Here is a 13287-nt window from a genome sequence, read left to right on the forward strand (position 1 = left end):
TCAGGCCGCGACCGCTGCGGGCAGGATCGGCGCCGTGGCGTCGTGCCGGACGCCGGCGCGCAGGCAGCACACCGGCTGCAGCAGCTTCTCGGCGATCACCTCGGTCTTCTCGTTGTCGCGCAGCACGAAACGGCCCTGCTGCTCGCGGAGCACGCTCACATCAGCCTCCATGCCTGGACGCAGCGCGCCGATCTGATCGGACAGGCCGAGCATGGCGGCGGGGTTCGACGTCACCATCGGCACGACCTGCTCCAAGGTCAGGCCAAGCGCGACCATCGAGCTCATCGCCTGCACGAGGCTGAACTTGGCTTGGCCCGCGAACGGATGGTTCTCGTCGTCGGCATGCTCGTCCGGGGTGCCCGCGGGCGCCGGCACATGGGTGTTGTAGCCGTGGATGTCGGCGCCGAGCGTATGCGGCACGATGCCGGCGTCGATCGCCTTGCGTGCCAGGCGGTAGGAGAAATGGCTGCCATGGCCGACGTCGACCTTGAGCCCGCGATCGAGCGCGGCCTGGATCACCGGATGCACCTCGCCCTTGGTGTTGACGAAGCCGCCGGGATGCCGCGTGAACGGATGCGCCAGCACGTCGCTCGGACGCAGCAGCGGGATCACGCGCTCCAGGATGGTGTCGACATCCTCGCCATTGGTGCCGCTTGCGGGCAGGCCCCACAGTTGGCCGAAATGGACATAGACCGGCAAGTCGGCGCGGCGGCCGATCTCGGCCGCCATCTCGATGACGCGGATGCCCCAGCGGGCGAAGCCGCCGATCTCGGCATGCGCCTTGATGCCTCGGACGAGGTCGCGGTTGGCAACCGCGGATTTCACCGTCGCATCGATGTCGACGCAGTCGGGCCGGTAGAGATCGGGATAGTAGTGGCCTTCGAGGCCACCGACCAGATAGGCCGACAGGAACGCATAGACGCGCGATTGCGCCTGCTCGGCGACGAAGTGGCGGAAGCCGGGCAGGGTCATGCAGGACGGGCCGCCCTGGTCGATCACGCTGGTGACGCCCGACTGCACGCCGACCATGTCCGCGTTCATGCCGAAGCGGCCGGTGACGTACTGATAGACATGGGCGTGGGTGTCGATCAGTCCCGGAAGCACGAGCTGGCCGCTGACATCGATGACGTCCTTGGCGCTGGTCGGCAGAATGTCGGATTGGACGGCCGCGATGCGGCCGTTGCGGATGGCGACGTCTCTCAAGCCATCGATGCCGGAAGCGGGGTCAATGACGCGGCCACCGCGCAGCAGGAGGTCGAACGAGGCGCTCACGGACATGCAAGGTCTCCTTTCCGGGGCGCGTGGTCGTCCCGGTCAAAGCCTTCTTCGACGAGCCAACGCAAATGATGCGCCGACTTAGTTACGAAGCATGCTTCGCATTACATCAAGATCCGTGCCATAGACAGCTTCAAATTGATGCAACGTGATCAGCGCTTATGCGGGAGCCGTTCGATGGCCGGAAGGAACAAGCCTAAAGCCGATAGATCGTCTTGGCCGCTCGAGGAGCGTCCGGGCTACCTGATCCGGCGGCTGCACCAGATCCACGTCGCGCTGTTCCAGGAGAAATGCGCCGCCTATGAGATCACGCCGTTGCAGTACAGCCTGTTGACGGCGCTGGCGAAACGGGGAGCGGCCGATCAGACGGCGCTGGCCCAGGACATCGCCCTCGACCGGACCACCACGACAGGCGCGCTGAAGCGGCTGCAGGCGCGGGGTTTCGTCGATCGCAGCGTCGGACAGCACGACCGACGGTCGCGGACCTGTCGTTTGACCCCGTCTGGCGCGGCATTGCTGCGCAAGATCGAGCGGCCGGCACGGGCGGCGCATCTGGCGACGGTCGCGGATCTGACGAAGGCCGATCAGAAGCGGTTCATTGCCATGATGCAAGCGATTGTTGCGGCGCAGGGGCAAAGACTCGACGCGACACGCTCGCCGGACTGACGGCTCCGGCTTGCGATGAGCTCCGATTAGATAATGGGCATGTTGCTGCCCGAAAAGCAGCGCGTCATCGGAGCGCGGTATCCGGCCATGGCGTTCGTTGCGCCAACTACGAAGCATGCTCCGCATTTTCGCGCTGCGGCGTTTTGTCCGCAAACGGCGCATCTGCCAGCCCAATTTCTGCTGACGCCATCGTGGACGCCGATGCGCAGACGTTGCGCTGCGCGTGGCAGGGCGGCGTCTGGCATGTCCCTTGCTGACATGACCGACGACAGCTGCGCGGAAGCCGCGGCGAAATGAATCCGGGGCGGCGACATCGATGTCGCGGCGTGGAGTAAGCGATGCGATGTCTGCCGCGGCGCAACCCGCCGATCATTGCTCGGGCCAAGAGCGTTCGTGCGCCGTGGTGCGTTGCGCATGACGCGACGGGAGCACCCTGATGCCGGAGCATGCTGATGTCATTGCGACACGCTTCGGAGATGGCGGGCCCGACGGCGGCGACGCCGAGTCCAGCGCATTTTTGCACGGCGTGCTGTCCCGCAAGACGGTGCGCCGCTATAGCGACCGGATGCCGGAAGAGGGGCTGCTCGATCTGCTCGTCGCCTGCGCGCTGAGCGCCTCGGCCAAGTCGGATTTCCAGCAGGCCTCGATCATGCGCGTGCGTGACGCGGAGAAGCGGGCGGCGATCGGCAGACTGTTTCCGAGCATGCCCTGGATCGGAGTGTCGCCGGCGTTCTTCGTGTTTCTGGGCGATGCGCGGCGGCTGCAGCGGATCGGCGAACTGCGTGCCAAGCCCGTCAAGAACGGGACCCTGGAGGGCTTTTTCAACGCCTCGGTCGACGCCGCGCTGGCGCTGCAGACGATGATCCTGTGCGCTGAGTCGGCCGGTCTCGGGACCTGTCCGATCAGCGTCATCCGCAACGAGATCGACACGGTCGCCAAGGTGCTGGAACTGCCCGACATGGTGTTCCCCGTCGCCGGGCTGTGCCTCGGCTATCCCGCTGGGGAGGGCCATGTCAGCCTGCGGCTGCCGCGCAGCATCACCACGCATGTCGACCGCTACGGCGACAATGCGCTGCCCGCAGCGCTCGACGACTACGACCGGCGGCGTCATGCGCGGCACGCGATTCCGAAGGAGCAGCAGCGCGGCAATGCCGAGTTCGGCGAGGCCGACTTCTACGGCTGGTCGGAGGACAAGGCGCGTCAGGCCGCCAAGGCGGAGGGCGCGGCCTTCCCACCCTATCTGCGCGCGCACGGCTTCAGCTTCGACTGATCAGTTTCATATGAGGAGATGTGAGATGACCAAGCCTTCGTTTCTCCGCCTGTCGGCGCCGTCGCGGCGCGTCGCGCTGGCCCTGCTGGCGGCCGCGCTGACGCTGCCGGCCGCGTTCACCGCCAAGGCCGGCAGCATGGACGAGATCAAGAAGCGGGGCCTCATCGTTGCCACCGAGGACGACTTCCGGCCCTTCGAGTTCGTCAAGGACGGCAAGCCGACCGGCTTCGACAACGAATTGATCGAGGATCTGCGCAAATATGCGCCGTTCGAGATCAAGCAGCAGATCCTGCCCTGGACCGGCATCCTGGCCGGCGTCTCCACCGGCAAATACGACGTCGCCATCACCGCGGCGATCATCACCAAGGAGCGCAAGAAGTCGCTCGACTTCACCAGTCCGATTGCCGACGCGACGCATTATTACGTCAAGCGCAAGGACGACAAGAGCATCAACGCGATCAAGGATCTCAGCGGCAAGACGGTCGGCGTTCAGGCCGGCAGCGCGCTGCTGGGGCGGCTGCCCGAGCTCCAGGCGATGCTGGAGAAGGAGGGCGGCAAGCTCGGCAAGGTGGTCGAATACACCTCCTATCCGGAAGCCTATCAGGATCTCGCGCTCGGCCGCGTCGACTACGTCGTCAACACGATCATCAACATCAAGGCGCTGGTCGCCGAGAAGCCCAACGTGTTCGCGGTCGGCCAGCCCGTCTCCGGCAAGTCGTATCCGGCCTGGGCGGTCGCGAAAGGCAATACTGAGCTGGTGGAATTCCTGAACGGCTTCATCGCCAAGGAGAAGGAAAACGGGCGCTTCGCCGAGTTGCAGAAGAAGTGGTTCGGCGAAGCCTTCCCTGATCTGCCGGTCACGTTCGAGCCGGAATTCTGACGGCGCGGCGAGGGCAATTCATGTGCGGGTGGCGATCGCTGCGCGCCCATCCGTTTGACGGTCGCGTGGTCCTCCAGCGGGCGCGGTCGGCCGGTGCAGGGCGCCGGCCCCCGCGCGGCGCTGCGGATGGATGGTCATGAGCACGGCCGACGTCCTGGCCATCCTGCAGGGCGCCGTGGTCACGGTGACGCTGTCCTTCGTCGGCATCCTGATCGGGCTTCCCATCGGATTGGGTCTCGCGCTGTTGCGCTGGGCCGACGTGCCGGTGATCGCACGGATCGTGGCCGTCTACGTCTCGGTCCTGCGCGCGACGCCGCTCGTCACCCTGCTGCTGCTGTTGTTCTTCGCGCTGCCCAATATCGGGATCGCAATCGGGCCGGTGTCGGCGGCGATCCTGGCGCTGGTGATGAATACCTCGGCGTTCAACTGCGAGGTCTGGCGCGCCGCCCTGATGAATTTTCCCAAGGAGCAGTACGAGGCGGCGCAGTCCGTGGGCATGCATGCGAGCCTGCGCTTCCGCCGCATCGTGCTGCCGCAGATCGTGCGGGTCAGTCTTCCTGGCCTGGTCAACGAGATGTCGCTGCTGATCAAGGTAACGCCCGTGCTCGCGGTCGTGGGCGTGGTCGACATCACGCGCGCGGCGGTGCGGATCGGCGCCGAGACCTATGAGCCGCTGCCGCCGTTCCTGGTGGCCATCGCGATGTATGCGCCGATCGTGTTCGCGCTCGTCTCCCTGCAGCGCTTCATCGAGAAGCGCCAGCGCGCAAGCGAGGCGGCATGATCCGGGATTTCGCCATCGTCTGGAGCGAGCGGGATCTGCTGCTGAGCGGGCTCGGCAATACCACGATCCTGTCGGTGCTGTCGGCCATCGCAGGCCTCGTGATCGCGTTCGTGCTGACGCCGGCGCTGATGTCGCAGCGGCGCTGGCTGGCGCTCACCGTGCGCGTGTTCGTCGACGGCATGCGCTGCGTGCCGTTCCTGCTGTTCGCTTATATCGTCTACTATGGCTTGCCCTCGTTCGGCATCCGGCTCGACAACTGGAGCTCCGGGCTGGTGGCGCTGACGGTCTATCACGCCGCTTACCTTGCTGAGATCCTGCGTGGCGCCTGGGCGGCACAGCCGCGCGAGCCGCTTGAGGCCGGTGTCGCCTTCGGCTTCTCCGGGGCGCGATTGTTCCGCCGTATCATCCTGCCGCCGCTGCTGCTCGCGGCAGGGCCCGTCATCGGCAACCAGATGATCCAGATCGTCAAGGACAGCGCCTTTCTCACCATCATTGCGTTGCCCGAGCTGACGCATGCCGCAAGCTCGATCCAGTCGCGCCACTACGTGCCGTTCGCCGCCTTCATCACCGCCGTGGTCCTCTATTGGGGCCTCTGCCTGGTGATCGAAGCCGCCGTCAGCGGCATCGACCGGCTGGCGGCGGCGCGGCGCTGAAAGGAACCTGGGATGACCGACGACATGGCCGTGCTCGACGTCGCCGGCATCTCCAAGCGCTTTGGCGAATTGGAGGTGCTCTCCGACATCAGCTTCACGGTGACGCGTGGCGAGACGGTCTGCGTGCTCGGCCCGTCCGGTTCCGGCAAGTCGACCCTGCTTCGTTGCATCAACTGGCTGGAGCGGCCCGACGCCGGACAGATCTATCTCAATGGCGACCGCATCGGCATCAACAATGGCGGTGTCGTGATGTCCGATCGCGAGCTGTCGCGAGTTCGCACGCGGATCGGCATGGTGTTTCAGCATTTCGCGCTGTGGCCGCATTTGACCGTCCTTCAGAATCTCACGGAGGCGCCGGTGCAGGTGCAGAAGCGCCCCGTGGCCGAGGTGCGCGAGGAGGCGATGGCGCTGCTTGCCAAGGTCGGGCTCTCCGACAAATGCGATGTGTTCCCGGCGCGGCTGTCCGGCGGCCAGAAGCAGCGCGTCGGAATTGCGCGGGCGCTGGCGATGAAGCCGGATGTTCTCTTGTTCGACGAGCCGACCAGCGCGCTCGATCCGGAGCTGGTCGGCGAGGTGCTGGTGGTGATGCGCGAGCTCGCGCGTGAGGGGCGGACGATGGTGATCGTGACCCACGAGATGGGCTTTGCGCGCGACGCTGCGACCCGCATTCTGTTTATGGATCGCGGCCGCGTCGTCGAGACCGGGCCGCCGGAGCGCTTCTTCGTCAACCCGGATACCGAGCGCGCGCGCCAGTTCATCCAGCGCTATGCCGCCGGATGAACCAGAAACGACACGAGGAGAGACACGCCATGGATCCGATCTATCATCTGCTCCCGGATGCGCCGAAGCCGGTCACGCCCTACAGCCATGCCGTGCAGGCTGGGCCGTTCCTGTTCGTCACTGGCCAGCTCGCGACCGATCCCGACGACGACGCGCTGCCGCTGCCCGATGGCATCGAGGCGCAGACCCGCAAGGTGATGGACAATCTCGCGCGCGTGCTGAAGGGCTGCGGCATGAGCTTCGCGAACGTCGTGTTTGCCCGCATCTACCTGACCGACTTCAAGCGCGACTACGCGCCGATGAACGCAATCTTTTCGAGCCATTTCGACGATGCGCACCGGCCGGGCCGGACCACGATCGGTGTCTGCGACCTGGCGCGCGGCGGCATCGTCGAGATCGACATGGTCGCCTACAAGCCCTGAGGGAGAGGTCAATGGATCCGATCGAGATTCCGGCACGGCGCGGCAAGGCGGCCTTCGTCAGGGCAGGCCAGGTGGTCACCGTGATCAACACCCATGGCGAGCAGGTGGTCGACACCTGGGCCTTCAACCGCGCCGACCTCTCCGAGTTCATGTCGAATGAGCACACGCGGGCACATTCGCTGCATCTGGTGCCACGGCCGGGCGACGTGCTCCGCACCAATATGCGCCGGCCGATCCTGACCTTGGTCGAGGACACCTCGGGCGGCATCCACGACACGCTGATCGCGGCCTGCGACCGCCATCGCTACGCGTTCCTCGGACACGAGGGCCACCACGACAATTGCACCGACAATCTGTTTGCCGGCATGGCGGAGCTTGGCTTGACGCCGCCGGAGGTGCCGAGCCCGCTCAACCTGTTCATGAACATTCCGTGGGATGCCGAGGGCACGCTCGGCTTTGCCGCGCCGCCGCGCCCCGTTCCCGGCGGCCATGTGCGCTTGCGCGCGGAGATGGACCTGGTGATCGCGTTCTCGGCCTGTCCGCAGGACATCCTGCCGATCAACGGCAAGGCGGGGCAGCCGGTCGAGGCGCATTTCACGGTGACATCAGCATGAGCGCAGAGAGCAAGGCGGAGCGTGCCGCCGCCAACCGCCGCCGCTATGAGGAGTTGCGTGCGGCCGGGCAGGAGCTGAAGCAGCTGCCGCCGCCGACGGCGCTGGATGCCGCGCCGATCGCGGAGGGCGCGATCGTCCGGAGCGAGCGGGTGCCGTCCGGCTGGCACACGACGGTGCGGCTGTCGCGCGGCGAGGCGTTGCGCATCATCGATGATCACGGGCGCTCGAGCGCATCGTTGCTGGCATGGCGCGCCGAGGATCCGAGCGAACGGATCAACTGTGCCGACACGGTGAAGGTGCAATGGAGCGCAGCGCTGTCGAAGGGCCGGATGATCCTGTCGGACATGGGACGTGTGCTGCTGTCGGTGATCGAGGATACCTCAGGTGCGCACGATCTTCTGGTCGGCGGCTCGACCGCGGACTCGACGCTCGCGGCCTATGGCGAGGTGACGCGCAACACGCAGGCGAACTTCATCTCCGCCGCTGCCAAGATCGGACTGGGCGTGCGCGACATCCCGCCCTGCGTGACCTTCTTTGCGCCCGTGACGACGGACGTGACCGGGCGGTTCGTCTGGCACGCCGCGCGCAAGCGACCCGGTGATTTCGTCGATCTGCGCGCCGAGATGAACCTGATCGTCGCGGTCTCCAACTGCGCCCATCCGCTCGATCCGGCACGGCCGGTGGCGAGCGCGCCGATCACCCTGATCCAGCATCGGCTGCCGCCGCCCGCGGCCGATGACGTCTGCCGCACGGCATCAGCGGAAGCGTCGCGCGCCTACGCCTTCACCGATCAGCTGTTCGCCTGAGGAGCGCTCATGTCGCCGACCGATCCGGACCGCATCGTCTATGTCTTCGACATTCCCGCCGAGCAGCCCTGGTCACGGGTGCTGAACAAGGGCCAGACGCTGCGTATCATCGACAGCGAGGGCGAGCAGGCGGTGGACGCGCTGATGTATGTCGCCGACGACACCGCGGAGCGCTACAGCGCACAGGACACGTTGCGCGTCCAGGGCTCGGCCTATCTCGAGCTCGGGACGCGGCTGATCTCCAACCGCGGCCGGGTGATGGCGCGGATCACTGCCGACACCTGCGGCCGCCATGACACCTCGGCGGGCTGCTGTTCGTGCGAGAGCAATGCCGTGCGCTTCGGCGAGGCGACCCGCTACCTGCACGCCTGTCGGGAGAACTTCATCCTGGAGCTGTCGCGCTACGGCCTGACCAAGCGCGACATCGTCTCCAACCTGAACTTCTTCATGAACGTGCCGATCGACCCAAACGGCAATTTCACCGTGCTGGACGGCCCCTCGGCGGCCGGCAACTACGTCGACGTCACTGCGGAGATGGACGTGTTGTTTGTGATCTCGAATTGTCCGCAGGTCAACAATCCCTGCAACGGTTTCGATCCGACACCGATCCGCGTGGAGATCAGGCAGGCCTCTGTGCCATGAAAGCTGTCAATTCTGCTCGCAAGCTCGCTTGATCGATGTTGCATCAAGCTTGAGAGGCTCAACTTGCTTCGTCGCGCAGGTGATACCAGCGATAGAGCAGGCGCTGGCCGATGCGTCGGAACGGCGCGAAGGGATGCGTCGGCAGCGGCGAGGTGAAGATCGGCAGGTCCTGTCCCTTGAACGATTGGCCCGCCAGCATCTGCGCCATGCGGCGGCCAGCCTGCGCCGAATAGGATACGCCGTTGCCGCCATAGCCGAGCGCATAGACCAGCTTCGCCTTGGGATCGGGACGCACGATGCGCGGCATCATGTCGTGGCTGACATCGACCCAGCCCCACCAGGAGTAATCGATCTCGATGCCCGTGAGTGCGGGAAACTTGCGGTGCAGGCCGTCGATCAGGAGCTGGAGGTGCCGGTCATGCGTGGCATCGGCGCCGGTGATGGCGCTTCGGCTGCCGATCTGAACCCGGTCGTCCGGCAGCAGCCGGTAGTAGAAGCGCAAGGTGCGCGTGTCCGTGATCACCTGCCGCGTCTTGAAGCCGGTCGCAGCGCGTTCGGCGGCCGTGAGCGGGCGGGTCACCAGCGAGTTCGATAGGATCGGCATGCAGCGGCCCGACAATTCCGGCGTCAGCCCGAGCGACGTATAGGCCCCCGTGGCGATGCCGACGCCGTTCACGCTGACGGCGCCGCCGGGCGTATGCAGAACGAATCTGCCGTTGGACTGCTCGATGCGTGTCACGGGGCTTGCGGTATGAACCCGCACGCCGAGCGCGCGCGCCATCTGCAAATAGCCGAAGGCGAGCTTGGCCGGATGCACGCCGGTTCCGAGCGGCTCGTGCACCGCGCCGACGGCCTCGGCCTCGTTGACGAAGTCGCTTGCCAATTCCTCGCGCGAGATGACGCGCGAGGCGTAGCCGAACACGTCATTCAGCACCTTCGACTCCGCCGCGATCTTATCGAGATTGCGCTGGCGGTGAGCGACGTAGAGGTGCCCACCGCGCTGCGGCTCGACATCGACAGGGCTCGATCGCACCAGCTCCTCGAAGGCCTCGAACCCTTCGGACACCTCGGCATGCATGCGCTTGGCGACGTCGAGCCCCCAGCGCTCGATCCATTGCGAGCGCGTCAGGCGGCCCGAGGCATTCTGTGCCTGGCCGCCATTGCGCGTGCTGCAGCCCCAGGCCACGCGGTTGGCCTCGAGCACGATCGCCTTGATGCCGTGCTCGCGCGCCAGGAAGATCGCGCAGGCAAGACCGGTATAGCCCGAGCCGATGATGGCGACATCGGCCGTCGTGTCGGTCGTGATCGGACCGTCGCTCTCCGGAGGGGTGCCAGCCGTTGCGATCCAGTAGGTCGGAGCGTAGTCGCGGTTGCGACCCGGGCCGTCGGCGACCAGCGGGTCGTAATGGGGATCATACGCAGCCGTGGGCAAAGCATGCATGTTCATCGCGCGGCACTCGCGCTCGTGGCCGGCTGCGGCGGGCGGTCCTTGCGGAAGGCGCTCTTCGTACAGATTTTGTCGCCGCGGAAGCCGAACAGGTCGCAGCCCTGCACCTCGATGCGCCGGCCGTCCGGTGCAGTTCCACGGAAGATCCATTCGGACAGGGCCCGATCGCCGAACACCGTATGGCGCGTGCACTCCCAGCTGACGTCGGGCATGCCGCCCCAGGTCGCTTCGAACGCGGCGCGTACATCGGCTGCGCCGCTGATGCGACGGCCGCAGCTGTCGGGCCCTGCGGCCGCGTCGAACACGATGTCGTCGGTCATGCGGGCCATCACGCCTGCGCCATCGTGCCGGTTGAAGGCGGCGAACAGATTATCGAGCAGTTCGCTGCGGACGGTTTCGAGATCGGCCATGTCATGTCCTTGCGCATCGCGCCGCGGCTGGAGCTTGGCTCGCATGTGCCACGCGATCGGCTGGAGGCCCTAGAACCAGAGCGCGCGACCTCTGCGGCCAGAACTGGCCCGATGGTAGGGCGCCGGCTGGCCCTTTCATCACCATGGCGGAGTTGCTGACTGGCCGGATGATGCCGCCTTTGTGCTCTCACGCCCCACGCTGACGATGGCCCTGCAGGAACTGGCCGTCGCGGTCCATGACATCGCCGCCACATCGCTGCCGAGCCCGGCCCTGGTACTCGCTGCGGCGCTGTCGATCTTTGCCGCGGCGCTCGTGCGCGGCTTCACGGGATTCGGTTTTGCGCTGACGGCCGTGCCGCTGCTCGGTCTGTTCATGCCGCCGACGCAATCGGTGCCGGTTGCGGTCTGTCTGCAGCTTCTGATCGGGCTCGGCGATCTGCCGCGCGCCTCGCGGGTCTGCGACTGGTCGTCTCTGCGCTGGCTGACTCTCGGAGGCCTGATCGGCTCACCGACCGGTGTGCTGGTCCTGAGTCTGGTATCCGCCTCAGTGGCACGCGTTGTCATCGCGCTGATCACCGTCGGCGCGGTCGTGCTGCTCAATGCGGGGTTTCGGCTGGCGGCGGCGCCAGCGCGCTGGATCACGGCGCTGGTCGGCCTCGCCGCCGGTCTGTTCAACGGCCTTGCAGGCATGCCCGGGCCACCTGTGATCGTCTATTACAACGCGGGCGCATTCGACCGGGTTGCCGCCCGCGCGTCGATGATGGTGTTCTTCCTGGTCTCCTCTATCGTTGCGACCGCCAGCCTCGCCTGGTTCGATCTCCTGGACCTGCACATTGCGGTCCTGACCGCGCTCGGCGTTCCCGTGATGCTGGTCGGCACCTGGCTCGGCGATCTCGGCTTTCATCGCGGCAGCGACACGCTGCATCGTCGGGTGTCGATCGCAAGTCTCGCGGTGGTCGCACTCGGTAGTGCGCTCAAGGGGCTGAGCGACCTGCTGTAGCCGCTCAGGTCGTTTGCGACGACATGTACCGCGTGAAGATCTGGCCCAGCTTGGCAATTCCCGGCGCGATCCGGTCCGTGCGGATCGAGGAGAAGCCGAGACGGAAGCAGTTGCGCGTCGCCTCCGGGTTGATCGAGAACACGTCGCCGGGCTCGATGACCACGCCTTCGGCGCGTGCGACCTCTGACAGCTTGATCGTATCCGTTCCCGCAGGGCAGGTGATCCAGTAGCTGGTGCTGCCCGGGCCGCGCGACCAGGTGCAGCCCGGCAGCGCCTGCGGCAACAGCGCGTCGAGCAGGGTGGCGCGTTCGAGCAGCACGCGGCCGACCTGCTGCAGATGGGAGCGGTAGTGCCCGAGACCGATGAACAAGGCCGCGACGCGCTGGTTGTTCAGCGGCGGATGGCGCAGCATCAGCCGGCGCAACGCGCGCAACTCGCGGATGACGGGCGCAGGCGCCACGACGTAGCCGAGCCGCAGGCCGGGGGCCAAGGCCTTCGACAGGCTGCCGACGTAGAGCACGCTCTGGTCGCGGTCCAGGCTCATCAGCGGCGGCAGGCTGCTGCCCTCCGGCATCAGATCGCTTTCATAATCATCCTCGATCAGGACGATGTCGCGCTCGCGAGCGACCTGGAGAATCTCCTCGCGCCGCGCCCGCGACATCGCGGTCGTGGTCGGGCATTGGTGGCTCGCCGTGACATAGGCCAGCGCGCAGCGCGCGAACGCCTCGTCAGGGACCAGGCCCTGATCGTCCAGCCGAAGCGGCACAACCTGCGACGTCATCATGCCGAAGATGTTGCGTGCGTCGGGATAGCCGGGATCTTCGATGCCGATCGGGGTGTCGGGCTGCAGGAACAGCTTCGCAATCAAATAGAGGGCGTGCTGTGCTCCGATCGTGAGCATGATCTCGTCGGCACGGGCGCGAATGCCGCGGCGCGGCAGCACCTGCCGCTGCAATTGTTCGATCAGCGCCGGATCGTCGCCGTCGATCATGTCGCGCGCCCAGTTGTTGATCTCGGGGACGCTGAGCGCCGCGCGCGCGCTCTCGCGCCAGTCGTTGGTCGGAAACAGGCTCGGGTCGAACTGCCCGAAGATGAAGGGATAGGGATAGGTCTGCCAGTCGAGCGGCTTGACGATGTTGCGAAGCGCCGACGGCTGCAGCGCGAACCGCTCGGTCCAGCGCCGGCTGTAGACCTCCGTCGCAGGCTGCCGGGCTTCGCCGATGTGCTTGGGCAGGCCGGCCACGAAGTAGCCGCTGCGCTCGCGCGACACCAGGAAGTTCTGGTCGACCAGCTGCTCATAGGCGATGACGATGGTGTTGCGCGATACCTTCAGGAGGGCTGCGAGATCGCGGCTCGACGGCATGCGGACGCCGAGCGGCAGACGGCCGTCCTCGATCGCGGTCACGATCATCTGCCGGATCTGAAGCTGCAGGAAGGTGCCGCCGCGGTCCAGGCCGTCGAACAGCGAGATCCAGAACAGCACGTCATGGATCGGAACAGCCGGTCCGGTCGCTGGGGATCGCAGCAGGGGCGCGAATTTTGCCATCGAGGTATTTGGTCCTGAAAGCCGTGAGGCGCTCAAACTAAAGCAAAAACCGCGCCATAGCGGAATGATTGCGGGCGTGGCTCGCATGGGCTGGC

15 protein-coding genes are annotated in these 13287 nt (G+C 66.3%); 11 read left to right on the plus strand and 4 right to left on the minus strand.

Going from position 1 to position 13287, the window contains the following annotated elements:
• Positions 1-1278, minus strand: a complete 1278-nt coding sequence (locus ACQR1D_RS19060; RefSeq protein WP_434839038.1) for an amidohydrolase/deacetylase family metallohydrolase — start codon at positions 1276-1278, stop codon at positions 1-3.
• A 174-nt stretch (positions 1279-1452) separates the two neighbouring features.
• On the opposite strand from ACQR1D_RS19060, the gene ACQR1D_RS19065 reads away from it, so the two are divergent.
• The 10 genes from ACQR1D_RS19065 (at position 1453) to ACQR1D_RS19110 (ending at position 8789) form a co-directional block, all read left to right on the plus strand.
• Positions 1453-1941 carry a MarR family winged helix-turn-helix transcriptional regulator gene (locus ACQR1D_RS19065; protein WP_316239091.1) on the plus strand — a complete coding sequence of 163 codons (489 nt, stop codon included), beginning with the start codon at positions 1453-1455 and terminating at the stop codon, positions 1939-1941.
• Positions 1942-2377: 436 nt separating this feature from the next.
• On the plus strand, positions 2378-3211 hold the full coding sequence (locus ACQR1D_RS19070; protein ID WP_316239090.1) for a nitroreductase family protein: 834 nt from the start codon (positions 2378-2380) through the stop codon (positions 3209-3211).
• 25 nt (positions 3212-3236) lie between these two features.
• Complete coding sequence (locus ACQR1D_RS19075; protein ID WP_315805024.1) at positions 3237-4091, plus strand: transporter substrate-binding domain-containing protein; 855 nt, start codon at positions 3237-3239, stop codon at positions 4089-4091.
• A 136-nt stretch (positions 4092-4227) separates the two neighbouring features.
• A complete protein-coding gene (locus ACQR1D_RS19080) occupies positions 4228-4872 on the plus strand; it encodes an amino acid ABC transporter permease (protein ID WP_316218580.1) in 645 nt (214 codons plus the stop codon).
• Complete coding sequence (locus ACQR1D_RS19085) at positions 4869-5525, plus strand: amino acid ABC transporter permease (protein WP_316182685.1); 657 nt, start codon at positions 4869-4871, stop codon at positions 5523-5525. The genes ACQR1D_RS19080 and ACQR1D_RS19085 overlap by 4 nt, the downstream gene beginning before the upstream one ends.
• 12 nt (positions 5526-5537) lie before the next feature.
• The gene (locus tag ACQR1D_RS19090) at positions 5538-6305 is read left to right on the plus strand and encodes an amino acid ABC transporter ATP-binding protein (RefSeq protein WP_434839039.1); all 768 of its coding nucleotides are present in this window, start codon (positions 5538-5540) and stop codon (positions 6303-6305) included.
• Between the two features lie 29 nt (positions 6306-6334).
• Positions 6335-6727 carry a RidA family protein gene (locus tag ACQR1D_RS19095; protein WP_257165825.1) on the plus strand — a complete coding sequence of 131 codons (393 nt, stop codon included), beginning with the start codon at positions 6335-6337 and terminating at the stop codon, positions 6725-6727.
• An 11-nt stretch (positions 6728-6738) separates the two neighbouring features.
• Entirely contained in the window at positions 6739-7341 is a 603-nt protein-coding gene (locus ACQR1D_RS19100) for an urea carboxylase-associated family protein (RefSeq protein WP_315805019.1), read from the plus strand.
• Positions 7338-8147 (plus strand): urea amidolyase associated protein UAAP1, encoded by an 810-nt coding sequence (locus ACQR1D_RS19105; RefSeq protein WP_434839040.1) that lies wholly within the window; start codon positions 7338-7340, stop codon positions 8145-8147. Before ACQR1D_RS19100 ends, ACQR1D_RS19105 begins: the two co-directional genes overlap by 4 nt.
• A gap of 9 nt (positions 8148-8156) precedes the next feature.
• Entirely contained in the window at positions 8157-8789 is a 633-nt protein-coding gene (locus tag ACQR1D_RS19110) for an urea amidolyase associated protein UAAP2 (protein ID WP_315805017.1), read from the plus strand.
• Positions 8790-8847: 58 nt separating this feature from the next.
• Here ACQR1D_RS19110 and ACQR1D_RS19115 read toward each other — a convergent pair whose 3' ends face one another.
• Together ACQR1D_RS19115 and ACQR1D_RS19120 are read right to left on the minus strand one after the other, a co-directional pair.
• Positions 8848-10236: an NAD(P)/FAD-dependent oxidoreductase gene (locus ACQR1D_RS19115; protein WP_434839041.1), complete on the minus strand. Its 1389-nt coding sequence runs from the start codon at positions 10234-10236 to the stop codon at positions 8848-8850.
• The gene (locus tag ACQR1D_RS19120; protein ID WP_434839042.1) at positions 10233-10646 is read right to left on the minus strand and encodes a nuclear transport factor 2 family protein; all 414 of its coding nucleotides are present in this window, start codon (positions 10644-10646) and stop codon (positions 10233-10235) included. Before ACQR1D_RS19120 ends, ACQR1D_RS19115 begins: the two co-directional genes overlap by 4 nt.
• A 181-nt stretch (positions 10647-10827) precedes the next feature.
• Here ACQR1D_RS19120 and ACQR1D_RS19125 point away from each other — a divergent pair, with 181 nt between their 5' ends.
• Positions 10828-11646, plus strand: coding sequence for a sulfite exporter TauE/SafE family protein (locus ACQR1D_RS19125; protein WP_434839043.1), 819 nt, complete (start codon positions 10828-10830; stop codon positions 11644-11646).
• A 4-nt stretch (positions 11647-11650) separates the two neighbouring features.
• Here the strand turns inward: ACQR1D_RS19125 and ACQR1D_RS19130 are convergent, their stop codons facing one another.
• The gene (locus tag ACQR1D_RS19130; RefSeq protein WP_315805013.1) at positions 11651-13192 is read right to left on the minus strand and encodes a PLP-dependent aminotransferase family protein; all 1542 of its coding nucleotides are present in this window, start codon (positions 13190-13192) and stop codon (positions 11651-11653) included.
• Positions 13193-13287: the final 95 nt, after the last annotated feature.

It is taken from the genome of Bradyrhizobium sp. HKCCYLRH2047 (assembly GCF_051168175.1).
In the GTDB taxonomy this organism is placed as follows: domain Bacteria; phylum Pseudomonadota; class Alphaproteobacteria; order Rhizobiales; family Xanthobacteraceae; genus Bradyrhizobium.